The following is a 24,081-nucleotide window of genomic DNA, read 5'->3' as shown; positions in this document are numbered from 1 at the left end:
AGAAAAAAGCCAGCGCGTTCAGCGCTGGCGTAGCTTGTCCAGAATTTTGCTCCACCCACCGGGGCTGACGATGAAGGACACCAGAAAGCCGGTGGCGAAACCGCCGATATCGCCGACCCAGTCCGGCGGGCCGCCGAAAAGCAGGCCAAAGATCAACTGGATCCCCAGCAAAAACCCGATCAGCGAAAACGCCCGCACCTGAGCCTCGCCCATTTGGCCAAGGCGCAGCCAGAGGATGTAGGTGAAGGCCCCGATCAGGCCGTAGACTGCCGGATAGCCGCCGACCAGCCAAGTCTCGCCGCCCACAACAAGGCCGTAGACCACTGCACCGCAGATGGCCGAAAGCACAAAGATGAAAAGGGTCGCGACGGCACCAAAGGCCTCGCCCACCATCTTGCCCAAGGCCAGAAGGAAAACCCCCACAAACAGCGTGTGGGTAAAGTTCGCATGAACAAAGGCATAGGACAGGAACCGCTTGAGATGCTCTGGCGGGTAGACACCATTCTCGATCATCCACCAGAAAATCTTGGGCGAGAAACCGTATTCCTCAAGCGCCGCCAGACGCCAACCCACAGCCGCAGGGCCGCCGACAATGCCTTTCTCGCCAAGGAAGAAGGTGATCTCGATGCCGAAAATCAGAAAGAACAGGGCCACAATCACCGGTGGAAGCGGGTTGACGGGACCTTGGTGGGGCTGATCGCTCATGGGCGCTCCTTGACTGGGGCTTTATGCAGGGGGTAAGCGATGCAGGCCTTAAAATCCAGACGGAGAATTCCGATGACTGCAGCCACCCATACCCCCCGCGTCTTTTCGGGGATTAAACCTTCGGGCGGTTTGACACTGGGGAACTACCTTGGTGCGATCAAACGCTTTGTGGACATGCAGGGACAGGACTACGAGACCATTTATTGTGTCGTGGATCTGCATGCGATCACCGTCTGGCAAGACCCCGCAGAGCTGAAACATGCCACGCGCGAAGTTGCCGCCGGTTTCCTTGCCTCAGGCATCGACCCGACGAAATCGATCCTGTTCAATCAGGCCGCTGTCCCGCAGCACGCGGAACTGGGCTGGATCTTCAACTGTGTCGCGCGTGTGGGCTGGATGAACCGCATGACCCAGTTCAAGGACAAGGCCGGTAAAAACGCCGAGAAGGTCTCGCTGGGTCTTTATGCCTATCCCTCGCTGATGGCGGCGGACATTCTGCTGTATCACGCGACCCACGTTCCCGTGGGCGAGGACCAGAAGCAGCACGTGGAACTGACCCGCGACATCGCGACCAAGTTCAACAACGACTTCAAGGCAGAGAACTTTTTCCCCCTGTGCGAGCCGATCATCGAAGGCCCCGCCACCCGCGTGATGAACCTGCGCGACGGGTCCAAGAAGATGTCCAAGTCAGGCGAGTCCGACATGGAGCGCATCAACATGACCGATGACGCGGACACCATCGCCAAGAAGTTCAAGAAGGCCAAAACCGATCCCGAGCCCCTGCCCGAGACCCTTGATGGTCTGAGCGAACGCCCCGAGGCGCGCAACCTTGTGAACATCTACGCCGCTCTGGCGGATATGACCAATGAGACCGTGATTGCCGAATTCGGCGGCGAAGGCTGGGGCAAGTTCAAGCCCGCACTGGCCGATTTGGCGGTTGAAAAGCTGGCTCCGATCTCGGGCGAGATGAAGCGTCTGATGGACGATCCCGCCGAGATCGACCGCCTGCTACTGCAGGGCGCGGACCGCGCGAAAGAGATCGCCGAGCCGATCCTGCAACAGACCTATGACATCGTAGGGCTGTTGCGCGGGCGCTAATCTATTTGCCCTTCGGGGCGGTTGAGAGACCTGTCAGGAGGGGGCGCTGCCCCCTCTTGGCCTTTGGCCAATTCACCCCCGAGGTATTTGGACCAAGATGAAGGGGCGACCGGAGGTGCTTGCCAGTCCGGTCGGGCTTGTGCAAAGTTTCTGTTCAGGTTTGGAGGCCGCTTATGCGCAAGTTTCTGGTCATATTGGACGATTCCCGAGAATGTCTGAACGCAATGCGCTTTGCCGCCATGCGGGCTGCTCATACGGGTGGCGGAGTCACGATCCTGTCGATTATTCCGCCCGATGAGTTCAACCACTGGATCGGTGTCGGAGACATCATGCGGCAGGAAGAGCGCGAGCGGATCACCGCGCATTTCGAGGTCTTTGCCAAGTGGATGCGCGACAAGCAGCATGTGGACCCCGAATTGGTCATTCGCGAAGGGGAACCGGTCCCGGAAATTCTGGCTCAGGTCCGTGAAGACCCCGAAGTGGGTGTTCTGGTTCTTGGGGCTGGGACCGGCAAGGGCGGGCCTGGTCCGCTGGTCACGCAGATGACGCGGAATGCGGGAACCTTGCCGATTCCGATCACCATCGTGCCTGGCGACATGAGCAAAGAGCGTCTTGAGGCCATCACCTGACGCGTGCCAGTGATTTATTAGAATAATTCTAAACCTTGACAGTTTGCTGACGGGTCCGCATATCCAAGGCAAGCAACGGAGGCGCCCATGTTCATCCAGACCGAATCGACCCCGAACCCCGCGACCCTGAAGTTCCTGCCCGGCCAGGCCGTGCTGGAAGTGGGCACCGCAGATTTTCCGACCCAAGACAGTGCTTCCAAGTCGCCCTTGGCAAAGCGTTTGTTTGATGTGGACGGTGTGGCTGGTGTTTTTCTGGGCAATGACTTTGTCACCGTAACCAAAGCTGATGCGGTTGAGTGGGATCACATCAAACCCAGCCTTCTGGGCGCGATCATGGAGCATTTCCAGTCCGGCGCACCGGTGATTGACGATGGCGCGACTGCGGGTTCGGGCCATGCAGAGCATACCGGTGAGGATGCCGAGATCGTCGGCCAGATCAAAGAGCTTCTGGATACACGCGTGCGTCCTGCTGTGGCTCAGGATGGTGGCGACATCACCTTCCACGGCTTTGAGCGCGGCGTTGTTTATCTGCACATGCAAGGCGCTTGCGCCGGTTGCCCCAGCAGCACTTTGACCCTGAAGATGGGGATCGAGAACTTGCTGCGTCACTACATTCCTGAAGTCACCGAAGTTCGTCCCGTCGCCGTATAACGATGGTCTGGACGCTGGCATTCGATACATCGGCCGCGCATTGCGCGGCCGCTTTGTTGCAAGGGGACCAGTTGGTCGCGGCCCGTGCCGACGCCATGTCCCGTGGGCAGGCAGAACGGCTGATGCCCCTGCTGGAAGAGGTTCTGGCTGAGGGCGGCTGCACATGGTCCGATCTGTCTGTGATCGGCGTGGGCGTTGGGCCCGGGAACTTTACCGGCATTCGCATCTCTGTCTCGGCGGCGCGGGGACTGGCCTTGGCGCTGGATATTCCGGCGGTGGGCGTTTCGACCCTTGAGGCCTTGGCACTGGATGCGCCGCGCCCTGTGCGCACCGTGGTCAGCGCACCGCGCGATCAACTCTATGAGCAAGGCTTTGGCTGTGCGCCCGAAGCGCCCCTGATGCGGGCCGCGGCTGACGGGCATGATGACACGATCCCTTGCGCCGAGGTCTCAACTGCTGAGGATCTGGCCGAGCGGATCGCCCGCATTGCCCTGACCCGCGCGATGACCCAGACCGAGGCCCCCGTGCCCCTGTATCTGCGGGCAGCCGACGCGGCTCCGGCCAAAGACGCGCCGCCCCAGATCATTCCATGAGCGCCGCGCCTTTGAATTCGGCAACTTTGGCCGTGCTGCATCGCAAGGGGATGCACGATCTGCGCCCGTGGTCTGAAGCTGAGTTTGATAGCTTTCTGGCCCATGATGCCTGCTTTGTCTGTGGCGACGACCGAGGCTTTGCCTTGGGCCGCGTGATCGCCGGCGAGGCCGAGCTGCTGACGATCGTGACCGATCCCGATCATCGCAAGAAGGGCCTTGGGCGGGCTAATCTGCGGGAATTCCACCAACGCGCTCAGGAGATGGGCGCAGAGATGGGCTTTCTGGAAGTGATGGCGGAAAACACCGCAGCCATAACGCTTTACTTAGCGGAAGGCTGGGAAAAGGCGGGCGTTCGTAAGGCCTACTACCACCTGCAAGACGGCCGGAAAGCCGACGCATTGGTGATGACACGAACTTTTGCCTTCTGAACGCTTGGTCATATGACCAAACGATCAAAAACCAGTTGACCCTCCGGTAAGGCTGCGCACTAAATTGGAATAGAACCGGGGCCGAGAGTCCCGGCCCAGAGACGTGACACCAATCGAACCTGTCGCGTGCGCATCCAACAGGAGAGTCTTATGACCCTTATGCACAAATTCTTCGGCGCAGCCGCCGCGCTGGCCCTGACCGCAGGCGCTGCGGCCGCTGAACCCGCCCTGATCTTTGACCTTGGCGGCAAGTTCGACAAAAGCTTCAACGAGGCGGCCTTTGCTGGCGCCCAGAAGTGGGCCGAAGAAACCGGCGAGTCGTTCCGCGAAATCGAACTGCAATCCGAAGCGCAGCGTGAGCAGGCCCTGCGCCGCTTTGCTGAGTCGGGTGCAAACCCTGTTGTGATGGCAGGCTTTGCCTTTGGCAGCGCGCTGGAAGAAGTCGCAGCAGACTATCCCGACACCAAGTTCGTCATCATCGATATGGTCACCCCCGGCGACAACGTGCGCTCGGTCGTGTTCAACGAACACGAAGGCTCGTATCTGGTGGGTATGATGGCCGCCCAGAAATCGGCCAGCGGCGTTGTGGGTTTTGTGGGCGGCATGGACATTCCGCTGATTCGCAAATTTGCCTGTGGTTACGTTCAGGGCGTGAAGGCCGTGAACCCCGATGCGACCGTCATCCAGAACATGACCGGCACCACCCCCGCCGCGTGGGGTGATCCCGTAAAAGGCGGCGAGCTGACCAAAGCCCAGATCGCACAAGGCGCAGACGTGGTTTACCACGCAGCAGGCGGCACCGGTGTAGGTGTTCTGCAGGCCGCAGCGGATGCAGGCATCTACGGCATCGGCGTGGACAGCAACCAGAACTACATGTTCCCCGGTCACGTCCTGACCTCGATGCTCAAGCGCGTAGACAACGCCGTTTATGAGGCCTTCAAAGATGGCCCTGAACTGGCGACCGGTTTCCAGGTCATGGGCATCGCAAACGGCGGCATCGGCTACGCAATGGATGAATTCAACGCCGATCTGGTCACCGACGAAATGAAAGCCAGCGTCGATGAGGCCGCAGCCAAGATCGCCAGCGGCGAGCTGCTGGTTCATGACTACATGGCTGACAGCGCCTGCCCCGTCGAGTAAGCGGACAGATGGTGGACAACCAACAGACGGGGCGGCCAGAGATGGTCGCCCCTGATGCGTCCCGCGCTCCGGCAATCGAGCTGAGGGGCATCTCGAAGGCTTTCGGGCCGGTGCAAGCGAACAAGGACATCTCGATCAGGGTAATGCCCGGAACGATCCACGGGATCATCGGGGAAAACGGCGCGGGCAAATCAACCCTGATGTCGATCCTCTACGGCTTTTACAAAGCCGATAAGGGCGAGATTTTCGTCAACGGCGATAAAAAGAACATCACCGACAGCCAGACCGCTATCGCGGCGGGCATCGGCATGGTCTTCCAGCACTTCAAGCTGGTGCAGAATTTCACTGTCCTTGAGAACGTCATTCTCGGGGCCGAGGATGGCGCGCTTTTGCGTCCCTCGCTGGCCAAGGCGCGCAAGGAACTGACCGCGCTGGCCAAAGAATATGAATTGAACGTCAATCCTGATGCGGTGGTCGAGGATCTGAGCGTCGGCCACCAGCAGCGCGTGGAAATCCTCAAGGCGCTGTACCGTCAGGCCGAAATCCTGATCCTGGACGAACCGACCGGCGTGCTGACCCCCGCCGAGGCCGATCACCTGTTTCGCATCCTTGAGAACCTGCGGCGCGAAGGCAAAACCATCATCCTGATCACACACAAGCTGCGGGAAATCATGGAGATCACTGACACGGTCAGCGTGATGCGCCGTGGCCAGATGACCGCAACGGTCAAAACCTCCGAAACCAGCCCCGAACAGCTAGCCGAGCTGATGGTGGGCCGTAAGGTTCTGCTGCGCGTAGATAAAACCGCCGCCAATCCAGGCGACACGGTGCTAGAAGTGCGCGGGCTGCGGGTCCGCGATGAGGCGGGCGTTGAACGGCTCAAAGGCATCGATCTGGACATCCGCGCGGGCGAGGTTCTGGGCATCGCCGGTGTCGCAGGCAACGGCCAGTCGGAACTGTTGCAGGTCTTGGGCGGGATGCGCTCTGGCAAGGGCAGCATCCGTGTGAACGGGCAGGAACTGGACCTGACCGGCCTGAAATCCGACGCCCGTTCGCGCCGCAAGCGCGGCATCGCCCATGTGCCCGAAGACCGTCAGCGCGAAGGCCTGATCATGGACTTTCACGCGTGGGAGAACGTGGCCTTCGGCTATCACGACGACCCGAAATACCAGCGCGGGCTGTTCATGGACAATGATGCCTTGCGTCAGGACACGCAGGCCAAAATGGCCAAGTTCGACGTGCGCCCGCCTGATTGCTGGCTCTCGGCCAAAAGCTTTTCGGGCGGCAACCAGCAAAAGATCGTCGTCGCCCGCGAGATCGAGCGGAACCCCGACCTGCTGCTGATCGGCCAGCCCACCCGCGGCGTGGACATCGGCGCGATCGAATTCATCCACGAACAGATCATCGCCCTGCGCGATCAGGGCAAGGCGATCTTGCTGGTCTCGGTCGAGTTGGACGAGATTTTCGCCCTCTCGGACCGCATCGCGGTGATGTTCGACGGGCAGATCATGGGCGTGCGCGATCCCGCGCAGACCAACGAAAAGGAACTGGGGCTGATGATGGCGGGGATCACCGACACAGGCCCCCAAGGACAGGAGGCGTCCCGAAATGGATAAGATGCCCCGTTGGGCGGATGTCTTTCTCATCCCCCTGATCTCGCTGCTGCTGGCCGCTGGCCTGTCGGCGCTGGTCATTCTGGCAATCGGTGAAAACCCTTGGGCGGCGCTCAAGATGATGGTGTCCGGCGCGCTGGGGTCCACCTACGGGTGGGGCTATACGCTGTATTACACCACCAACTTCATCTTCACCGGCCTTGCGGTTTCGGTCGCCTATCACGCACGAATGTTCAACATCGGCGGCGAAGGTCAGGCGATGCTTGGCGGTCTTGGCGTGGCGCTGGCCTGCCTTTACCTTCCCCTGCCCCATTGGCTGATCGCCCTGCCGGTCGCCGCCGCTGCCGCCGCCATCTTTGGCGCGGCATGGGCACTGATCCCGGGCTATTTGCAAGCCAAACGCGGCAGCCATATCGTGATCACCACGATCATGTTCAACTTCATCGCCGCCGCTTTGCTGAACTACATCTTAGTGAACCTGCTGCGGCCCCAAGGGTCTATGGACCCCGCCACCGCCAAGTTCCCCGAGGCCACCCACCTGCCCACACTGCATGATCTACTGGCCCCGCTGGGGATCGCGTTCTCAAAGGCCGCGCCCGCCAACGTGACCTTCCTTGTGGGTCTGCTGGCCTGCTTTGTGGTCTGGCTGCTGCTGTGGCGCACCAAGCTAGGGTATGAAATTCGCGCCTTTGGCCATTCGGAACCCGCCGCCGTCTATGCTGGCATCAACCCCGTGCGCATCACCGTCATCGCCATGCTGATTTCGGGCGGCCTCGCGGGTCTGATGGCCATTAACAATGTCATGGGCGAGGCCGAGCGTCTGGTCATGAACGCCGTTGAAGGCGCAGGCTTTATCGGTATCGCCGTGGCCCTCATGGGGCGCAACCATCCGGCAGGCGTGCTGATCGCCGCGCTGCTGTTCGGTTTCCTCTACCAAGGCGGTGCGGAATTGGCCCTCTGGACCAGCATCCCGCGCGAGTTGATCGTCGTTATCCAAGCCCTTGTGATCCTTTTCACCGGTGCACTTGATGACATGGTCCGCATGCCGGTCGAGCGTCTGTTCACCCGCCGGAAAGGAGAGGCGTGATGGATTTCCTGACGATCATCCAGATCCTCGATTCCACCGTGCGACTGGCAACACCTCTGCTGCTGGCTTGCCTTGCCGGTCTTTACAGCGAACGGGCTGGTGTCTTCGACATCGGGCTTGAGGGCAAAATGCTGGCCGCTGCCTTTATGTCGGCTGCTGTCGCCTATGTCAGCGGCTCGGTCTGGCTGGGTCTCTTGGCCGGTGTCGGAGCCTCACTGGCGCTGTCGGTGATCCACGGGCTGGCCTCGATCACCTTCCGTGGCAACCAGCTAATCTCTGCCGTGGCGATCAACTTTCTGGCCGCAGGTCTGACGGTGCTGATCGCCCAAAGTTGGTTCCAGCAAGGGGGTCGCACCCCGTCCCTGATCGGCGGCGCACGGTTCGAGCCCATCACACTGCCCTTCGCGGACAGCCTTGCGGGCGTCCCCTTCATCGGGCCGATCTACAGCGATCTGATCTCGGGCCACTCGGCGCTGGTGTATATCGCGCTGGCGATGGTGCCGCTGACATGGTGGATCCTTTACCGCACCCGCTTTGGCCTGCGTCTACGCGCTGTGGGCGAAAACCCTGCTGCGGTGGACACGGCTGGCGTCTCGGTCACCGGCCTGCGCTATGCGGCCGTCGCCATCTGTGGCGTGCTGTGCGGTCTTGCGGGGGCCTACCTTGCCACCGGCCTGCAAGCGGGCTTTGTCAAAGACATGACAGCAGGGCGCGGCTACATCGCGCTAGCGGCACTGATCTTTGCGAAATGGCGGCCTTGGTACGCCCTTGGGGCCACTTTGCTGTTCGGCCTCTTGCAAGCGGTCGCCCTGCGTTACCAGAACATCGATCTGGGCGGCGTGGTCATCCCCGTACAGTTCATGGACGCGCTGCCCTACATCCTGACGGTGATCATTCTGGCAGGCTTCGTAGGCAAGGCCATCCCGCCACGTGCGGGGGGCGAGCCTTACGTGAAAGAACGCTGAACCATAGACAAAGGGCCCCACGCGGGCCCTTTTCTGCATCCGCAAACACAAACAGACCGCGGTGTTGTAAGCGCGCCAGTTCGCAGGAAAAGATTCCCGCCAGCGCTTCCTTCTGTTGCCCAGTTTGCTGCGGCTGCGATACGGTGAATCATGCAGATCTACCTTCCCATAGCCGAAATCTCAGTCAACGCGTTCCTGCTGCTTGGTCTAGGCGGCATGGTCGGGGTCCTTTCCGGAATGTTCGGCGTCGGCGGCGGCTTTCTGATCACCCCATTGCTGTTCTTCATCGGCATTCCACCCGCCGTGGCCGTGGCCACCGGCGCGAACCAGATCGTTGCCTCGTCCTTCTCGGCACTGATGGCGCACCTGAAACGCAAGACGGTCGATTTCAAGATGGGCTCGGTCCTGCTGGCAGGCGGCCTTGTGGGATCAGGCTTCGGGGTCTGGATCTTCAACCTTCTGAAGCAGTTGGGGCAAGTCGACCTTCTGGTGAACCTCTTCTACGTGGTTTTCCTCGGCATCATCGGCGCCCTCATGATGGTCGAGAGCCTGCGCGCCCTGCGCCGCAGCCGCACCCAGGGCCCTGTCAAAGCCCACCGCAAAACCCGCGGCCTTGCCCAAACCCTACCGCTCAAGATGCGTTTCCGTGCATCGGGCCTTTATATCTCGGTCATCCCGCCCCTGCTGGTCGGTCTAGCCGTAGGCGTTCTGGCCGCAATCATGGGCGTCGGCGGCGGCTTCATCATGGTGCCTGCCATGATCTACCTGCTGCATATGCCCACCAAAGTGGTCGTCGGAACCTCGCTTTTCCAGATCATTTTCGTCAGCGCCTTCACCACCATGCTGCACGCCACCACCAACCACACTGTGGACATCGCGCTGGCCCTGTTCCTGCTGATCGGCGGCGTCATCGGCGCCCAGTTCGGCACCCAGCTTGGCGCCCGCCTGCGGGCCGAGCAACTGCGCGTGGCCCTTGCCGCCCTTGTGCTGATCGTCTGCGGCAAGCTGGCCCTTGATCTGCTGCTGACACCCTCGGACCTCTACTCGATCGGAGCCTCCTAAGATGCTCCGCCGCCTTGCCCTGCTCCTATTGCTGATCATCGCAGCCCCCCTTCACGCCGAAGAGGTGGTCCTAGGCCTCAGCCACGAAGAAATCCGCATCACCACGGACTTCGACGGCTCGGACATCCTGATTTACGGCGCAGTGAAACGGGACAAACCCGCTGATGACAGCGCCCCGCTTGAGGTCATCATCACGGTCGCAGGACCGTCAGGCCCGGTCACGGTCTGGCGCAAAGAACGGGTCTTCGGCATCTGGATGAACACCAAATCGGTGGAAATCGATCGCGCCCCCAGCTTCTACGCAGTCGCCTCGACCGGCCCGCTCAAAGAGATCCTGTCAGAGACCGAAGACCTGCGGCACAAAATCTCCATCCCCCGCGCGATCCGCTCGGTCGGGGCGCCGCTGGATGTACAAGACGCCCAACCCTTCAATGATGCCCTCATCCGCATCCGCGAAAACACCGGTACCTATAAACTGCTGCCGGATACGGCCTCCCTCAAGGAATCCACGCTTTTTGACGCGAACATCGCCCTGCCCGCGAACCTGACCGAAGGGGAATACCTCACCCGTATTTTCCTCACCCGCGGCGGCGCGGTTGTCTCTTCCTATGAGACCCCGATCATCGTGCAAAAAGTCGGGCTTGAGCGCTGGCTATATGAGCTTTCCCGCGAACAGGCCTTCCTCTATGGCCTCATGTCACTGGCCATCGCCGTCGCCGCCGGTTGGGGCGCAAGCACCTTCTTCGCCCTCATCCGCCGCTAACCGCGCCTCTTCATCTTGGTGAAAATACCTCGGGGAGTGAAACGGGCCGCATGGCCCGTGAGAGGGGCAGCGCCCCTCTTATTCGAACTCTTCGGCCGATAGCTGCAACGGCGCAGGCGTGCCGCCCAGGTCCGAAACACTCAGAGGCCCCGAGGGCTTGGACAGGCGCGAACGGACGACCCAGTACAAACGATCCGATGCCCGCGTGACGGCCACATAGGCCAGCCGCTTCCACAAAGGTTGCCCCGCCTCCGTGCGCCCCATGCGGGCCGCTGCGTAGATATCGGGGGCAAAGACTTGCACCTCGGGCCATTGCGAGCCCTGCGCCTTATGGATAGTCACTGCTGCCCCATGCAGGAACGTCGCCCCCATACGGGCCGCGAAGGGGATAAACGGCTCTTCCTCATCGGGCTTTTCTATCTTCACGATCGAGGCCGCACTCACCTGCGGCTCCAGCGCCCCCAACACATGTAGGCGCGAAAAACCGGGCTTTCGCCCCGGCCCCAGATAAACCACCTGCGCGCCCTTGATCAGACCACGGGCCTCCAGATCAATGCGCTTCTTGCGATGCTTCAAAGGCAGTTCGATCCCGTCACAGATCAAAGGCTCGCCTTCCAAAAGCTCGGTCTCGGGGGCACCGTAGACACTGCGAAAGGCGTTGATCAGACGGATACGGGTCGCGTTTCGCCAAACCAGCACGGGGCTGCGCGCCATCAGATCCACTTCGACCCGCTGCGCCCAAACCACACGATCATCCTTGCGCGCCAGATCCTGAATCAGGCTCTCGAAATCCTCAAACCCCAGCTGCGGATCGGCCAGCGAGTGCGCCACGTCCAGAATGGGGCTATCCCCCTGCTGGCGGTGAATGCGGGACAATGACATGACCGCTGGCGCGGGCAGCTTGTCGAACACCATCTTGCCGGACTGGTTCACCGGCGCCAACTGGGCCGGATCACCGAACAACAGCAGCGTCGGAAAGATGTCCCTCAAATCGTCATACTGACGATCGTCTAGCATCGAGGCCTCATCGACCAAGCCGATATCAAGCGGCGCCTCGCGCCGCTTCCAGCCCGTGATAAAGTCGGATCCCCGCAGCCCTGCGACCGCCAAGGCTCCGGGTACGGATTTATGCAGCTCATAGCTGGCTTTCGCCCGCTCCAGCGCCTCATCTGTCAGCCCTTCAATCTCAGGCTTCTCACCGTTACCGGCTAGCCATTCCGCCACCTTTTCGTACTCGGGGTCATAGACCGGCGTGTACAGAATGCGGTGGATCGTCGTGGCAGGCACGCCGCGCATCCGCAGAACACTGGCCGCCTTGTTGGTGGGTGCCAGAATGGCAAGCGTACGCCGCTCTTTGCGTTTGCGCCCCTCATAATCGCCTGAGACGATCTCGACCCCCGCCTCATCCAGCGCCTTAACCACGCTGGCCAAAAGCATGGTCTTGCCCGACCCCGCCTTGCCAGTAACGGCCAGCACGCTTTGTTTGCCCTCCACAGGGGGCATGGTGGTGCCGTCGTCAATATCCACGCCAGCCCCGCGCAGCACATCTGCGATGCGGTCGTGGGCCTCGGCCTGATCGTCGGAAAAGGTGATTGCGGGTACGTTGTTCATGGGCCGGACCCTAGCTGTCGCAAGGGTCCAGATAAACCGCGAAAAGCGCGTTTATCACAGAATGACGTAACCCATCATGATCGAGCGGGCGACCGCGTTGATCGTGTTTGCAGCGTCCATCTTTTTGCGCGCCGCCTCGATATGGACCCGAAGGGTATGTTCTGAGATTTGCAACTCTTGCGCGGCCTGACTCCGACTTTGGCCGCGGGCCAACAGGGTCATCACTTCGATCTCACGCGGGGACAGATGGCGCGAGATTTCGGGGATCGCTCCGGAGTGCAGCCGCAAAGCTGCGCGGTTCAGCTGAACACCAAGCCGCAAGAACGTACATGTATTCTCTTCGACATAGGCATTCCATTCGTCGTCATCGCAGGTGTGCGAGATATTCAGCATCGAAAACTGTGCAAACGGCCCGCGAATGGGAAAGGACAGCCCTTGCGAGCCCACGCCGTGTTCCAATGAATCACTGCGCAAACGTGCTGCAGGACGGGGCGACCAGTCCAACTGGTTCCAGTTCACGGGATCAAAGCTGCGGTAGCAGGCCTGAACAACGGGGTCGTTCCGGTAGTACTGCATCTCAAGGTAGCGGCTAATCCACCGCATACCATACGTCCCAAAGAAAAACGGACTGCCCGACATATTTGCCGAGTTGAACATCAGATGCTGCAGTCCTGTTTCGTTACATATACTTTCGGCAATATCCTGCAAATCCTCGCGCGTTGTGGCGCGGGCAATTGCTGGCTTGCAGGCCTCGACGTTAAAAATCTTCATCAATGGAACTCGCTAACCGATAAGGCCATCTGGCATGACGCTGGAAAGAGTCGCTTGTTATGTAACTAGTATGAACAATTTCACGTGTTCCTCACAAGAGGTCATACCCCTTTGCCCGCACGAAAGTGCAAAAACGCAAAAGCCGCACCTCTTTCGAGATGCGGCTTTCCAATTTTGACTAGTCGCGGGACTTATTTCGCGGCTAGGGCGTCCTCAAATGTGCGCAGGCCGGTCTTGGGGGCCTGAACCAGCACGGCCATGTTGCCGGGCTTGTGTTCGTTGCGCAGCATGCGGGTGTGTGCCTGCGGGATCTGGTCCCAAGTGAACACTTCCGACATGCAGGGGTCCAGACGACGCTCGCACATCAGGCGGTTCGCCGAGGCTGCCTGCTTGAGGTTCGCAAAGTGCGAGCCCTGCAGACGCTTCTGGTGCATCCACATGTAGCGGACGTCGAAGGTGCAGTTGAAGCCAGAGGTACCAGCACAGATCACCACGATACCGCCCTTTTTCACGACCAGAGTCGATACGGGGAAGGTCGCCTCGCCGGGGTGTTCGAAGACCATGTCAACGCTCACGCCCTTGCCGGTGATGTCCCAGATCGCCTTGCCGAACTTACGCGCTTCCTTCAGCCACTCATTGTACTCGGGCGAGTTCACGGTGGGCAGCTGACCCCAGCAGTTAAAGTCCTTGCGGTTGATGACACCTTTCGCGCCCTGATCCATCACGAACTGACGCTTGCTCTCATCCGAGATGACACCGATCGCGTTCGCACCTGCAGTATTTGCCAGCTGGATCGCATAGGAACCCAGACCACCCGAGGCACCCCATACCAGAACGTTCTGGCCGGGCTTCAGCTCGTGGGGGTGGTGACCGAACAGCATGCGGTATGCGGTGGCCAGTGTCAGGGTGTAGCAGGCGCTCTCTTCCCAAGTCAGGTGCTTGGGACGGGGCATCAGCTGCTGAGCCTGAACGCGGGTGAACTGAGAGAACGAGCCGTCACCGGTCTCATAACCCCAGATCCGCTGCGAAGGAGAGAACATCGGATCGCCGCCATTGCACTCTTCGTCGTCGCCGTCGTCCTGGTTACAATGGATGACAACTTCATCACCCACTTTCCAATTTTTCACTTTATCGCCAACAGCCCACACAATACCCGCGGCATCCGAGCCAGCGATGTGGTAGTCTTGCTTGTGCACGTCAAACGGCGAAATCGGCTTACCAAGGCCCGCCCAAACACCGTTATAGTTAACACCGGCCGCCATCACGAGGACCAGCACCTCATGGCTGTCGATTTTCCAAGTGTCGACAACTTCTTTCTGGAACGAAACTTCCGGCTCACCATGACGTTCGCGGCGGATCGCCCACGCGTACATCTTGGGGGGAACATAGCCGAGGGGAGGCATTTCGCCGATCTCGTACAGTTCTTTTTCGGGTGCATCGTAGGGGGCAATCCCAGTGTTCGTATCAAGTGCCATTTGTGCCTCCATACTCCCTGTCGGGGTGTGATTTCGTTCTGCGGCGCAGAATCGCGCTGCATCTGCCACAAGAGATAGTCATGGCCACGCAACATCGCAACCCAAATTGATTAATTTTTGAAATTTTATGTCGCGACGAAAGTCGAATGCTGCGATAGCATTAGGAAAATAAAGGCTTTCCGCCGCATCGCGGCGAATTGACAGGGCCACATAATTCCAAGTATCAATCATCGAACGCAATAAAATTGCTCAACCAGACTACGCGAGGCCCTCATGTCCGAGACCCAGAAAGACCGCCCCTGGCTGATCCGCACCTATGCCGGTCACTCGACCGCAGCCAAATCCAACGCGCTCTATCGCGGTAACCTTGCCAAGGGTCAGACCGGCCTTTCGGTGGCCTTCGACCTGCCCACCCAGACCGGTTATGACAGCGATCACGTGCTGGCCCGCGGCGAAGTTGGCAAGGTGGGCGTGCCCGTTTGCCATCTGGGCGACATGCGGACCTTGTTCGACCAGATCCCGCTGGAACAGATGAACACCTCGATGACCATTAACGCGACCGCGCCTTGGCTGCTGTCTCTTTATATTGCGGTCGCTGAGGAACAGGGCGCGGATATTTCCAAGCTGCAAGGCACCGTTCAGAACGATCTGATCAAGGAATACCTGTCGCGCGGTACTTATATCTGCCCGCCCAAGCCCTCGCTCAAGCTGATCGCGGACGTGGCCGAGTACTGCTACCAGAACGTGCCCAAGTGGAACCCGATGAACGTGTGTTCCTACCACCTGCAAGAAGCCGGCGCGACGCCCGAGCAGGAACTGGCCTTTGCGCTGGCCACCGCGACCGCCGTTCTGGACGAACTGCGTCCCCGCGTGTCCGCCGAAGACTTCCCTGCCCTTGTCAGCCGCATCAGCTTCTTCGTGAACGCGGGCATCCGCTTTGTCACCGAGATGTGCAAAATGCGCGCCTTCGTGGACCTGTGGGACGAAATCTGCCTTGAGCGTTATGGCGTGCAGGAACCCAAGTACCGCCGCTTCCGTTACGGCGTACAGGTGAACAGCCTTGGCCTGACCGAGCAGCAGCCCGAAAACAACGTCTACCGCATCCTGATCGAGATGCTGGCCGTGACACTGTCGAAAAAGGCCCGCGCCCGCGCCGTGCAGCTGCCCGCATGGAACGAGGCCCTCGGCCTGCCCCGCCCGTGGGACCAGCAATGGTCCATGCGGATGCAGCAGATTCTGGCATTCGAGACCGACCTGCTGGAATATGAGGACCTGTTCGACGGCAACCCCGCCGTAGATGCCAAGGTTGAGGCCCTGAAAGAAGGTGCCCGTCAGGAACTGGCGCAACTGGACAGCATGGGCGGCGCGGTCAGCTCGATCGAATATATGAAGGGCCGTCTGGTGGAATCGAACGCCGACCGTCTGAACCGGATCGAGAAGAACGAAACCATCGTGGTTGGCGTGAACAAGTTCCAGCACGGCGAACCCAGCCCGCTGATGGGCGAAGACGGCGGTATCATGGTTGTTGATCCCGCGGTCGAGCAGGAACAGATCACCCGCCTGAACGCATGGCGCGCCGAGCGTGATGAGGCCGCCGTACAAGAGGCACTGGCTGAACTACGCGCTGTGACCAAAGAAGGCGGCAACGTCATGCCGGCCTCGATCAAGGCGGCCAAAGCCGGTGCGACCACTGGCGAATGGGCGGCAGAGATGCGCGCGGCCTTCGGTGAATACCGTGGTCCGACCGGCGTGGCCCGTGGTGTATCGAACAAGACCGAAGGTCTGGACGACATCCGCGCCGCCGTAGATGCGGTCAGCGACAAGCTGGGTCGCCGCCTAAAGTTCCTTGTGGGCAAACCTGGTCTTGACGGTCACTCCAACGGCGCCGAGCAGATCGCCTTCCGCGCCCGCGATTGTGGTATGGATATCGAATACGAAGGTATCCGTCTAACTCCGGAAGAGATCGTAAAGGCCACCCGAGAGGACAACGCCCATGTGGTCGGCTTGTCGATTCTGTCCGGAAGCCATATCCCCCTTGTTGAGGATCTGATGAACCGCATGCGGGCTGAGGGGTTGGGGGACATCCCCGTTGTTGTGGGCGGCATCATTCCGGAAGACGACGCGAAGCGTCTGCTCGAAATGGGCGTGGCGAAGGTCTACACTCCGAAAGACTTTGAGCTGAACCGCATCATGATGGACATCGTGGCGCTGGTTGATCCGGCACCGGTCGCGGCGGAATAAACTTTCGTCGCGGCGGATGAGGCCGCTGTGACGTCGAGTATTTTTGCAATAAAGAAGCATGGGGCTTGCCATTCGGCGGGCCCCGTTCTTTTTTGACCGGTAGGTAAAGCGGGAGTTTTCGAAATGACGGTGCATATTGGCGCGAAGCCGGGGCAGATTGCCGAGACCGTTCTGATGCCGGGCGATCCCTATCGTGCGAAATGGGCGGCCGAGACCTTTCTGGAAGATGCAGAGCTGGTAAATGATGTACGCGGGATGTTGGGCTTTACCGGCACATGGCGCGGCCATCGGGTGACCATTCAGGGCAGCGGCATGGGGATGCCGTCCCTATCGATCTACGCCAATGAGCTGATCAAGGATTATGGCGCGCAGACCCTGATCCGCATCGGATCGGCAGGCGGAATGCAGCCGCAAGTGAAAATCCGCGATCTGGTGATTGCGATGACCAGCACCACCCTGTCCACGCCCTCAAAGGGGATTTTCCGCGAGGTGAACTATGCGCCCTGTGCTGATTTCGGCCTCTTGCGCGCAGCGGTTGCCGCAGCCGAGGCGCGGGGATCGGACCCGCATGTGGGCGGGATTTATAGCTCGGACGTGTTTTATGACGAACGGCCCGACCTAAACGAGCAAATGACCCGCCACGGCATTCTGGCGGTCGAGATGGAAGCGGCAGAGCTTTACACTTTGGCCGCCCGCTACGGCCGCCGTGCTTTGGCGATTCTGACGATCTCGGACCATCTGCAAACCGGCGAGGCCCTGACAAGCGAGGACCGCGAGCGCAGCTTTGGCGAGATGGTCGAGATCGCGCTTGAGGCGGCCTTCGCCTGACGATTACCGCCCGTGGCTGCGGTCGTATCCGTTGGCCGCGGGCGCTTGCCAGCCTTGCAGCGCACCTGATGCGGGTTTGAGGATCTGGATTTCCAGCCGATGGCAGGCGGCTGTGTCGCTGGAATGTTCACTACTGCAATCGCCGCCTGGGCAGGCGCTAAGGGCACCCAGCAGGTCAATTTCCGCAAAGAATTCGAAGTAGTCGCCCGGCCGCACGGGACTGGCCTTCATGAAGTACTGGCCCGTATCGCGGGTGAAACCTGTGCACATGAAAACGTTCAGCACGTCATGCACATGGAGTTCAGCCTGATCCAGCGGCAGCCCCGTATGATCGGCCAACGCCCGTGTCAGGTTGGAATGACAGCAGTGATGATACTGGCCTCCTGACAGTAGGTTATTGGTGTAAGGATCGCAGCGGGTGCCGATCACGTCATGGACCGAACCACCATATCCATCGATCCCGTACCAACCCAGCGTGTCATGGGTCACAGTCGCCATAGGGCGCAGATGTGGCAGGTTCGACCAAAGACGATCACCAGTGGTCACATGGGTGCCATGCAGGGCGCGGGTTTTGCCGCTGAAGAACCGCTCGGACAGGTCGTTCGCATTCCAGAGGTTCAAATCGCCGACCTGAGGGCCATCCACGCTGACGATCCGGCAGAAATGACCGGCAGGCACGGTGAAGGTGGCCGCGTCGCGGGCAGGCGCAGTGACCGTGTCCACCAAGAGCAGTCCTTCCCGCGCGGCGGAATAGAGCGCCATTGGCGCGGCAGGCAGCGTGTCTACGGGATAGCAGATGACCGGCGCGATGGCGCGGCGTGCTTCGGCGTCTGCGGGCGCGGATGGGCGGGCGTCACACATGAAAAGACCTCCTGCGATGTTTCACGCAGGAGGTCACATTTTTCAGCCAAAGAAAAGGCTTAGGCGGCCTTGCGGCGGGGCGGACCCGAGCGGCGGCGACGCTGGCCGTTGCGGCCGTTGTTTCCACCATTGCCGCCACCCTGCTTTTTCGCAGCGGGCTTGGCAGCCGCGCCTTTGGGAGCCTCGCCACTGAGGACGGGGATCGACAGCTTCATGACCTTTTCGATGTCACGCAGGTAGGCGAATTCGTCCGGCGCGCAGAATGCCTCGGCTGCACCTTCGGCACCGGCGCGGGCGGTCCGGCCAATGCGGTGGACGTAGTTCTCGGCCACGTTGGGCAGGTCAAAGTTATAGACGTGGCGCACATCGGGGATGTCGATGCCACGCGCAGCCACATCGGTGGCCACCAGAACGCGCAGCTTGCCTTCTTTGAACGCCTTCAGGGCACGGTCACGCTGGCCTTGGCTCTTGTTGCCGTGGATCGAGCCCGCGGCGAAACCGGCGCCTTCCAGCTTGCGCGACAGACGCTCTGCCCCGTGTTTGGTGCGCGAGAAGACGATCGCCAGTTCGTCACGGTGACGGTCCAGACGCTCGATCAGCAGGTCGGGTTTGGCCTTCTGGTCGATGAAGTGAACACCTTGGGTCACCTTATCGGCCGCGCGGCCCGGAGGGGTCACTTCGACCTTTACCGGATCGGTCAGGTAAGCCTGCGCCAACTCTTCCATCTTTTTCGGCATGGTCGCCGAGAACAGCAGGGTTTGGCGTTCCGCCGGCAGCTGGGTCGAGATACGGCGCAGGGCATGGATAAAGCCCAGATCCAGCATCTGGTCAGCCTCGTCCAGCACCAGATACTGGGTCAGGCCCAGATCAACGGCCTTGCGGTCCATCAGGTCGATCAGACGACCGGGGGTCGCGATCAGGATGTCAGTGCCTTTTTCCAGACGCTTGATCTGCACGTTGATCGACTGGCCGCCAACGACCATGCCAATGCGCAGCGGACCGCCTTCGGTCAGGCTGTGTACGGACTCGGAGATCTGGCGGGCCAGTTCGCGGGTGGGGGCCAGAATCAGCGCGTTGATGCAGCCCTTGGGCGCACGCTTGCCGTGCTTGTTCAGGCGCTGCACCATCGGCAGAGCAAAGGCCATGGTCTTGCCGGTACCGGTCTGCGCCAGCCCCATAACGTCACGGCCTTCGACCACATGAGGGATCGCTTTGGCCTGAATGGGGGTGGGCTGGGTCAGACCCAGCGCGGTCAGACGGTCGACAAGACGGGGGCTGAGCCCCAGATTGTTGAAATCAGTCAAAAATGTTCCTTTCGGGCCGCATCACGGCCCTGCGCGGACCATCGGCCCGCGGGGTTTGAGGGATACGCCCACAGCCGCACCCTATGCGCAGTCTGAAAGCGTAGGAACCCTGCGTGATGGGGGAACCGGAGGGGGCGGGACATGTGCGCCAAAGGCTTTGGCGGGGTCCGCTCACGCGGCGGATCATGTCACCTGCTCAGGCACATGGGGCCTGCGGGCTACAAAGTCAATCTTTGATCGCTGCATTGCCGCAAAAGCGGATTTCAGGATGTGCCTTTTTTGTCAGGGTTATGGCAGGTTTTCGGACTGTGTTTGGGGCTGTCCCAGACCTCGGCCCCGCAGTTGACACAGCGATAGAACCGCAGCCCGTCCTTGTCGCGCCGCCGGTCTTCACGCCAGCGGCAATTGCGGGTGGCGGGGTTGCGAAAGATGACCACCAAGGCAAAGGCGACGATCAAGCCGATAATGCCGATAATCATGACGCGCTCCTCTTTCGGCCCGCTTGGACCTTCATAAAAACAAATGGGGCCCGCCCCTGCCCCGAAGGACATACAGACGGACCCCGCAGAAATCTATGGGTGCGCAGAGGGGTGCACCCGCCAGACAGCCTGAATTCAGGCCGCTTCGTAGTAATCTACGTATTCTTCGTGAACTTCCGGCGCAGCGGCCGCAGTCGCGGGAGCCTCTGCATCGGTCTCAGGGGTGTAGTAGCCGAACATAACTTCCAGAGCTTCGTCGGCAGCGGTTGTGTTTGCAGTTACTTGCATCAGAGCACCTATACGTTGGTAGCTCCTCCCCTGCGTATTGATATGGACCTGCGGCGCACAAAGTGCACCCCACATTTGAGCAAGTTTTCCATGCGCAAAACGCATAGCTGAAACGCAAAACTGCCGCGAACGCATAGCGCCGCGGCAGTTGATCATCTCTTGGGCAGTCCGGCCTTAGTAAGCGCGGTCGACCATCATCTTCTTGATCGATGCAATGGCCTTTGCAGGGTTCAGACCCTTGGGGCAAGTTTTTGCACAGTTCATGATGGTGTGGCAGCGGTACAGCTTGAAGGGGTCTTCAAGGTTGTCCAGACGTTCGCCGGTGGCCTCATCGCGGCTGTCGATCAGCCAGCGGTAGGCGTGCAGCAGTGCGGCAGGGCCGAGGTACCGATCGCCGTTCCACCAGTAGCTGGGGCAGCTGGTCGAGCAGCAGGCGCACATAACGCACTCATACAGACCATCCAGCTTTTCGCGATCTTCGATCGACTGCTTCCACTCTTTCTTGGGAGTGTTGGTCTTGGTTTCCAGCCACGGCATGATGCTGGCGTGCTGTGCGTAGAAGTGGGTCAGATCCGGAACAAGGTCCTTCACCACCGGCATGTGCGGCAGCGGGTAGATCTTCACGTCGCCTTTGATCTCATCCAGACCGTAGATACAGGCCAGCGTGTTGATCCCGTCGATGTTCATGGCGCACGAGCCACAGATGCCTTCACGGCACGAACGACGGAAGGTCAGCGTGGGGTCCATCTCGTTCTTGATCTTGATCAGAACGTCCAGAACCATCGGACCACAGGTGTCCATGTCCACAAAGTACGTATCGACGCGCGGGTTCTGACCGTCGTCGGGGTTCCAGCGATAAATCTGCACTGTGCGCAGGTTGGTCGCACCCTCGGGCTTGGGCCAGGTTTTGCCTGTGGTGATACGGCTATTCTTGGGCAGAGCCAATTCAACCATGGGTCTCTCCTCTCAGAGAAGCTGTTTCGCGATACAATCGTTGGCGGCAGGCGCCTTGATCAGCTCCAGAATGCGGCGGGTCTGCGTGTTAAACGCCGCCCCCATCCGGAGAAAGTTCGAAATGTCCGCGGCGGGGGCTGTTTGAGCCACGCAGTCAGAGACCACGCCAGCCTGCGCCGCAGGCACATATTTTTCAACGACCGGACGGATAGCCATTGATGCTGCCATCCGGTCCAGCGCGGGTGCAGAGGGCTGATCGGGAACCGATTGCGCCCCGCAGGCCGCCAGTCCGATCAGCAAACCGGCAGACGATGCCCGCCGGAAAGCCTCTGCAATCCCCATTAGAAAGTCCGCGCCTTGGGTGCGATCTTCTTCAGCTCGATGCCGCCCTGATCTTCGTTGGTCAGCGGATCAACGATTACGGGACGGTAGGACAGATCCACCTTGTTGCCTTCGACGCGGCTGACGGTGTGTACACGCCAGTTTTCGTCGTCGCGGTTGGTGAAATCCTCATGGGCGTGGGCGCCGCGCGATTCCTTACGGGCTTCGGCACCAACGATGGTGGCCAGCGCGTTCGGCATCAGGTTGGTCAGCTCCAGCGTTTCCATCAGGTCGGTGTTCCAGACCAGGCTACGGTCGGTGACCTTCAGATCGCCCATCTTGCCAGCAATCGCCGTCATGTCGGTCACGCCCTGCGACAGGGTTTCCGAGGTACGGAAGACCGCCGCGTCACGCTGCATGGTCTTCTGCATTTCCAGACGCAGGTCTGCGGTCGGGATTGCACCGGTTGCATTGCGCAGGCTGTCGAAGCGCTCGAAGCACTTGTCGACCTGAGCGGTGTTGGTCGCAGGGATCGATGCGGCGCGGTCGACAACCTCGCCAGCGCGGATCGCGGCAGCGCGGCCAAAGACCACGAGGTCGATCAGCGAGTTCGAGCCCAGACGGTTTGCACCGTGAACCGAGGCACAGCCCGCTTCGCCCACAGCCATCAGACCGGGGACCACTGCGGTCGGGTCTTCGGCGGTCGGGTTCAGCACTTCGCCCCAGTAGTTGGTCGGAATACCGCCCATGTTGTAGTGCACGGTCGGGATAACGGGGATCGGCTCTTTGGTGACGTCTACGCCAGCAAAGATGCGAGCCGATTCCGAGATACCGGGCAGACGCAGCTGCAGCGCCTCGGGCGGCAGGTGCGACAGGTTCAGGTGGATGTGATCCCCTTCAGAACCCACACCGCGGCCTTCGCGGATTTCCATGGTCATACAACGCGAAACGTAGTCACGCGGCGCAAGGTCTTTGTAGTTCGGTGCGTAACGCTCCATGAAGCGCTCGCCCTGGCTGTTGGTCAGGTAACCGCCTTCGCCACGCGCACCTTCGGTGATCAGACAGCCTGCGCCGTAGATACCGGTGGGGTGGAACTGAACGAATTCCATGTCCTGCAGGGGCAGACCTGCGCGGGCCACCATACCGCCACCGTCACCGGTGCAGGTGTGGGCCGAAGTCGCGCTGAAGTAGGCACGGCCATAACCGCCGGTCGCCAGAACAACCATCTTCGCGTTGAAGACGTGCATGGTACCGTCGTCCAGCTTCCAGCAGACAACACCGGTGCAGACGCCATCATCGGACATCAGCAGGTCCAGCGCGAAGTATTCAATGAAGAATTCCGCGTTGTTCTTGACCGACTGGCCGTAGAGGGTGTGCAGGATCGCGTGACCGGTCCGGTCCGCAGCCGCGCAGGTACGCTGCACAGCGGGGCCTTCGCCGAATTCGGTGGTGTGGCCACCGAAAGGACGCTGGTAGATTTTGCCTTCTTCGGTCCGGCTGAAGGGCACGCCATAGTGCTCCAGCTCATAGACCGCGGCGGGCGCTTCCCGTGCGAGGTATTCCATCGCGTCGGTGTCACCCAGCCAGTCCGAACCTTTTACGGTGTCGTACATGTGCCACTGCCAGCTGTCGGGACCCATGTTCCCCAGCGAAGCAGCAATACCGCCCTGTGCCGCAACAGTGTGCGAACGGGTCGGGAAAACCTTGGTCACACAAGCGGTGCGCAGGCCCTGTTCGGCCATGCCAAGGGTTGCACGCAGGCCCGCGCCACCAGCGCCGACCACCACCACGTCATATTCGTGGGTTTCGTATTCGTATGCAGCCATCTGCGCGTCTCCGAATTAAAGTGCGATGCGGATGATCGAGAAGATGCCGGTCGCCGCAGCGGCGTAGCACAGGCAGTTCATCGCAATGATCGAGTACTGGCCAGCAGCACCGTGGACGTAGTCCTCGATCAGGACCTGAAAGCCGTTCTTGAAGTGCATGAAACCGACACTCAGGGTCAGGATCGCAACGATCGCGGGGAACGGATGCTGGTAATAGGCAACCATTTCCTCATAGCTGCTGCCAAGAGCAGGACCAAAAGTGAACAGGAACAAGGGAACCAGGATCAGCAGACCGATCGAGCTGACCTTCATGTTCCAGAAATGCTCGACGCCCGATTTGGCCGAGCCCATGCCTGTCGCGCGCTTGCGGGGGGTAAGATATGCCATC

Annotated in this window: 25 protein-coding genes; 13 read left to right on the top strand and 12 right to left on the bottom strand. The window is 60.5% G+C overall.

Features of this window, described 5'->3' with window-relative positions; translation table 11 throughout:
• Positions 1-18 precede the first annotated feature (18 nt).
• Positions 19-705, bottom strand: coding sequence for a rhomboid family intramembrane serine protease (locus CLV74_RS03640; RefSeq protein WP_106262859.1), 687 nt, complete (start codon positions 703-705; stop codon positions 19-21).
• Positions 706-777: 72 nt separating this feature from the next.
• On the opposite strand from CLV74_RS03640, the gene trpS reads away from it, so the two are divergent.
• The 11 genes from trpS to CLV74_RS03585 all read left to right on the top strand — a co-directional run bounded on the left by trpS (position 778) and on the right by CLV74_RS03585 (position 10,734).
• A complete protein-coding gene (gene trpS / locus CLV74_RS03635) occupies positions 778-1,803 on the top strand; it encodes a tryptophan--tRNA ligase (RefSeq protein ID WP_106262858.1) in 1,026 nt (341 codons plus the stop codon).
• A gap of 173 nt (positions 1,804-1,976) precedes the next feature.
• The gene (locus tag CLV74_RS03630) at positions 1,977-2,432 is read left to right on the top strand and encodes a universal stress protein (RefSeq protein WP_106262857.1); all 456 of its coding nucleotides are present in this window, start codon (positions 1,977-1,979) and stop codon (positions 2,430-2,432) included.
• Positions 2,433-2,519: 87 nt separating this feature from the next.
• Positions 2,520-3,083, top strand: a complete 564-nt coding sequence (locus tag CLV74_RS03625) for a NifU family protein (protein WP_106262856.1) — start codon at positions 2,520-2,522, stop codon at positions 3,081-3,083.
• Positions 3,084-3,085: 2 nt separating this feature from the next.
• Positions 3,086-3,676, top strand: coding sequence for a tRNA (adenosine(37)-N6)-threonylcarbamoyltransferase complex dimerization subunit type 1 TsaB (gene tsaB, locus CLV74_RS03620; RefSeq protein ID WP_106262855.1), 591 nt, complete (start codon positions 3,086-3,088; stop codon positions 3,674-3,676).
• A complete protein-coding gene (locus CLV74_RS03615) occupies positions 3,673-4,104 on the top strand; it encodes a GNAT family N-acetyltransferase (RefSeq protein WP_245888447.1) in 432 nt (143 codons plus the stop codon). Before tsaB ends, CLV74_RS03615 begins: the two co-directional genes overlap by 4 nt.
• Before the next feature lie 150 nt (positions 4,105-4,254).
• Positions 4,255-5,244 carry a BMP family lipoprotein gene (locus CLV74_RS03610; protein ID WP_106262854.1) on the top strand — a complete coding sequence of 330 codons (990 nt, stop codon included), beginning with the start codon at positions 4,255-4,257 and terminating at the stop codon, positions 5,242-5,244.
• Between the two features lie 8 nt (positions 5,245-5,252).
• Positions 5,253-6,860 carry an ABC transporter ATP-binding protein gene (locus tag CLV74_RS03605; RefSeq protein WP_245888446.1) on the top strand — a complete coding sequence of 536 codons (1,608 nt, stop codon included), beginning with the start codon at positions 5,253-5,255 and terminating at the stop codon, positions 6,858-6,860.
• Positions 6,853-7,944, top strand: coding sequence for an ABC transporter permease (locus CLV74_RS03600; protein ID WP_106262853.1), 1,092 nt, complete (start codon positions 6,853-6,855; stop codon positions 7,942-7,944). The genes CLV74_RS03605 and CLV74_RS03600 overlap by 8 nt, the downstream gene beginning before the upstream one ends.
• Positions 7,944-8,909: an ABC transporter permease gene (locus tag CLV74_RS03595; RefSeq protein ID WP_106262852.1), complete on the top strand. Its 966-nt coding sequence runs from the start codon at positions 7,944-7,946 to the stop codon at positions 8,907-8,909. Before CLV74_RS03600 ends, CLV74_RS03595 begins: the two co-directional genes overlap by 1 nt.
• A 150-nt stretch (positions 8,910-9,059) precedes the next feature.
• Positions 9,060-9,971: a sulfite exporter TauE/SafE family protein gene (locus CLV74_RS03590; RefSeq protein WP_106262851.1), complete on the top strand. Its 912-nt coding sequence runs from the start codon at positions 9,060-9,062 to the stop codon at positions 9,969-9,971.
• A 1-nt stretch (position 9,972) separates the two neighbouring features.
• Positions 9,973-10,734, top strand: a complete 762-nt coding sequence (locus CLV74_RS03585) for a TIGR02186 family protein (RefSeq protein ID WP_106262850.1) — start codon at positions 9,973-9,975, stop codon at positions 10,732-10,734.
• A 78-nt stretch (positions 10,735-10,812) separates the two neighbouring features.
• Here the strand turns inward: CLV74_RS03585 and CLV74_RS03580 are convergent, their stop codons facing one another.
• From CLV74_RS03580 to ccrA, 3 genes are all read right to left on the bottom strand, one after another.
• Positions 10,813-12,345 (bottom strand): ATP-dependent DNA helicase, encoded by a 1,533-nt coding sequence (locus CLV74_RS03580; protein ID WP_106262849.1) that lies wholly within the window; start codon positions 12,343-12,345, stop codon positions 10,813-10,815.
• A gap of 54 nt (positions 12,346-12,399) precedes the next feature.
• Entirely contained in the window at positions 12,400-13,116 is a 717-nt protein-coding gene (locus CLV74_RS03575) for a helix-turn-helix transcriptional regulator (protein ID WP_106262848.1), read from the bottom strand.
• 191 nt (positions 13,117-13,307) lie between these two features.
• Positions 13,308-14,591, bottom strand: coding sequence for a crotonyl-CoA carboxylase/reductase (gene ccrA / locus CLV74_RS03570; RefSeq protein WP_106263079.1), 1,284 nt, complete (start codon positions 14,589-14,591; stop codon positions 13,308-13,310).
• A 273-nt stretch (positions 14,592-14,864) separates the two neighbouring features.
• Between ccrA and CLV74_RS03565 the strand changes: the two genes are divergently transcribed.
• A complete protein-coding gene (locus CLV74_RS03565) occupies positions 14,865-16,832 on the top strand; it encodes a protein meaA (protein WP_106262847.1) in 1,968 nt (655 codons plus the stop codon).
• A gap of 123 nt (positions 16,833-16,955) precedes the next feature.
• Positions 16,956-17,660, top strand: coding sequence for a purine-nucleoside phosphorylase (deoD, locus tag CLV74_RS03560; RefSeq protein ID WP_106262846.1), 705 nt, complete (start codon positions 16,956-16,958; stop codon positions 17,658-17,660).
• A 3-nt stretch (positions 17,661-17,663) separates the two neighbouring features.
• On the opposite strand, the gene CLV74_RS03555 is transcribed toward deoD, so the two are convergent.
• From CLV74_RS03555 to sdhD, 8 genes are all read right to left on the bottom strand, one after another.
• Positions 17,664-18,521, bottom strand: coding sequence for an urea carboxylase-associated family protein (locus CLV74_RS03555; RefSeq protein WP_106262845.1), 858 nt, complete (start codon positions 18,519-18,521; stop codon positions 17,664-17,666).
• 59 nt (positions 18,522-18,580) lie between these two features.
• Positions 18,581-19,825 (bottom strand): DEAD/DEAH box helicase, encoded by a 1,245-nt coding sequence (locus CLV74_RS03550; RefSeq protein WP_106262844.1) that lies wholly within the window; start codon positions 19,823-19,825, stop codon positions 18,581-18,583.
• Positions 19,826-20,088: 263 nt separating this feature from the next.
• Entirely contained in the window at positions 20,089-20,304 is a 216-nt protein-coding gene (locus tag CLV74_RS03545) for a hypothetical protein (RefSeq protein ID WP_106262843.1), read from the bottom strand.
• A 135-nt stretch (positions 20,305-20,439) separates the two neighbouring features.
• Positions 20,440-20,592: a hypothetical protein gene (locus tag CLV74_RS22730; RefSeq protein ID WP_170107970.1), complete on the bottom strand. Its 153-nt coding sequence runs from the start codon at positions 20,590-20,592 to the stop codon at positions 20,440-20,442.
• A gap of 174 nt (positions 20,593-20,766) precedes the next feature.
• Positions 20,767-21,546 (bottom strand): succinate dehydrogenase iron-sulfur subunit, encoded by a 780-nt coding sequence (locus CLV74_RS03540; RefSeq protein WP_106262842.1) that lies wholly within the window; start codon positions 21,544-21,546, stop codon positions 20,767-20,769.
• A gap of 12 nt (positions 21,547-21,558) precedes the next feature.
• Complete coding sequence (locus CLV74_RS03535) at positions 21,559-21,888, bottom strand: hypothetical protein (protein WP_106262841.1); 330 nt, start codon at positions 21,886-21,888, stop codon at positions 21,559-21,561.
• Positions 21,888-23,693: a succinate dehydrogenase flavoprotein subunit gene (gene sdhA, locus CLV74_RS03530; protein ID WP_106262840.1), complete on the bottom strand. Its 1,806-nt coding sequence runs from the start codon at positions 23,691-23,693 to the stop codon at positions 21,888-21,890. Before sdhA ends, CLV74_RS03535 begins: the two co-directional genes overlap by 1 nt.
• Positions 23,694-23,708: 15 nt before the next feature.
• The gene (gene sdhD / locus CLV74_RS03525; protein WP_106262839.1) at positions 23,709-24,080 is read right to left on the bottom strand and encodes a succinate dehydrogenase, hydrophobic membrane anchor protein; all 372 of its coding nucleotides are present in this window, start codon (positions 24,078-24,080) and stop codon (positions 23,709-23,711) included.
• Position 24,081: the final 1 nt, after the last annotated feature.

Source organism: Donghicola tyrosinivorans, from assembly GCF_003003355.1.
Lineage (GTDB): Bacteria > Pseudomonadota > Alphaproteobacteria > Rhodobacterales > Rhodobacteraceae > Donghicola > Donghicola tyrosinivorans.
This window is presented reverse-complemented; position numbering and strand designations above follow the sequence as displayed.

Coding starts and splice junctions, on each gene's coding strand:
- CLV74_RS03555 (WP_106262845.1), bottom strand. CDS start 18,521: ATGTGTGACGCCCGCCCATCCGCGCCCGCAGACGCCGAAGCACGCCGC.
- CLV74_RS03580 (WP_106262849.1), bottom strand. CDS start 12,345: ATGAACAACGTACCCGCAATCACCTTTTCCGACGATCAGGCCGAGGCC.
- deoD (WP_106262846.1), top strand. CDS start 16,956: ATGACGGTGCATATTGGCGCGAAGCCGGGGCAGATTGCCGAGACCGTT.
- CLV74_RS03540 (WP_106262842.1), bottom strand. CDS start 21,546: ATGGTTGAATTGGCTCTGCCCAAGAATAGCCGTATCACCACAGGCAAA.
- CLV74_RS03605 (WP_245888446.1), top strand. CDS start 5,253: ATGGTGGACAACCAACAGACGGGGCGGCCAGAGATGGTCGCCCCTGAT.
- CLV74_RS03545 (WP_106262843.1), bottom strand. CDS start 20,304: ATGATTATCGGCATTATCGGCTTGATCGTCGCCTTTGCCTTGGTGGTC.
- CLV74_RS03615 (WP_245888447.1), top strand. CDS start 3,673: ATGAGCGCCGCGCCTTTGAATTCGGCAACTTTGGCCGTGCTGCATCGC.
- sdhA (WP_106262840.1), bottom strand. CDS start 23,693: ATGGCTGCATACGAATACGAAACCCACGAATATGACGTGGTGGTGGTC.
- ccrA (WP_106263079.1), bottom strand. CDS start 14,591: ATGGCACTTGATACGAACACTGGGATTGCCCCCTACGATGCACCCGAA.
- CLV74_RS03640 (WP_106262859.1), bottom strand. CDS start 705: ATGAGCGATCAGCCCCACCAAGGTCCCGTCAACCCGCTTCCACCGGTG.
- CLV74_RS03600 (WP_106262853.1), top strand. CDS start 6,853: ATGGATAAGATGCCCCGTTGGGCGGATGTCTTTCTCATCCCCCTGATC.
- CLV74_RS03575 (WP_106262848.1), bottom strand. CDS start 13,116: ATGAAGATTTTTAACGTCGAGGCCTGCAAGCCAGCAATTGCCCGCGCC.
- trpS (WP_106262858.1), top strand. CDS start 778: ATGACTGCAGCCACCCATACCCCCCGCGTCTTTTCGGGGATTAAACCT.
- CLV74_RS03585 (WP_106262850.1), top strand. CDS start 9,973: ATGCTCCGCCGCCTTGCCCTGCTCCTATTGCTGATCATCGCAGCCCCC.
- sdhD (WP_106262839.1), bottom strand. CDS start 24,080: ATGGCATATCTTACCCCCCGCAAGCGCGCGACAGGCATGGGCTCGGCC.
- CLV74_RS03595 (WP_106262852.1), top strand. CDS start 7,944: ATGGATTTCCTGACGATCATCCAGATCCTCGATTCCACCGTGCGACTG.
- CLV74_RS03630 (WP_106262857.1), top strand. CDS start 1,977: ATGCGCAAGTTTCTGGTCATATTGGACGATTCCCGAGAATGTCTGAAC.
- CLV74_RS03625 (WP_106262856.1), top strand. CDS start 2,520: ATGTTCATCCAGACCGAATCGACCCCGAACCCCGCGACCCTGAAGTTC.
- CLV74_RS22730 (WP_170107970.1), bottom strand. CDS start 20,592: ATGCAAGTAACTGCAAACACAACCGCTGCCGACGAAGCTCTGGAAGTT.
- CLV74_RS03535 (WP_106262841.1), bottom strand. CDS start 21,888: ATGGGGATTGCAGAGGCTTTCCGGCGGGCATCGTCTGCCGGTTTGCTG.
- CLV74_RS03590 (WP_106262851.1), top strand. CDS start 9,060: ATGCAGATCTACCTTCCCATAGCCGAAATCTCAGTCAACGCGTTCCTG.
- tsaB (WP_106262855.1), top strand. CDS start 3,086: ATGGTCTGGACGCTGGCATTCGATACATCGGCCGCGCATTGCGCGGCC.
- CLV74_RS03565 (WP_106262847.1), top strand. CDS start 14,865: ATGTCCGAGACCCAGAAAGACCGCCCCTGGCTGATCCGCACCTATGCC.
- CLV74_RS03610 (WP_106262854.1), top strand. CDS start 4,255: ATGACCCTTATGCACAAATTCTTCGGCGCAGCCGCCGCGCTGGCCCTG.